The following is a 236-nucleotide window of genomic DNA, read 5'->3' as shown; positions in this document are numbered from 1 at the left end:
CGCGACGATGCGCAGGTTGCGGTTGAGCTGGCGGGCGGTGAGCGTCACCAGGACCGCGGTGTCGTCGCGCTGGGTGGAGATGACCACCTGGGCCGCCCGCTGCACCTCCGCCTTCAGCAGGACGTCGCTGCGGGTGGCGTCGCCCACGACCCCCGCGTAGCCCTCCAGGTTGGCCGCCTCGACCGCCTTCTGGCTGGGGTCGACGACGACGATCCGCTCCTTGGGGAGCCCCGAGG

General features: G+C 72.9%; 1 protein-coding gene. It reads right to left on the bottom strand.

The window, feature by feature from the left end:
- Positions 1-236, bottom strand: a 236-nt coding sequence (locus tag ACSNOK_RS36205) for an NAD-binding protein (protein ID WP_436784890.1), incomplete at both ends; no start/stop codon positions are given.

The sequence above is a fragment of the Streptomyces sp. URMC 126 genome (assembly GCF_051386555.1).
Lineage (GTDB): Bacteria > Actinomycetota > Actinomycetes > Streptomycetales > Streptomycetaceae > Streptomyces.
Note: the sequence above shows the minus strand (reverse complement) of the source record. Positions and strands in the feature narration are given on the sequence as shown.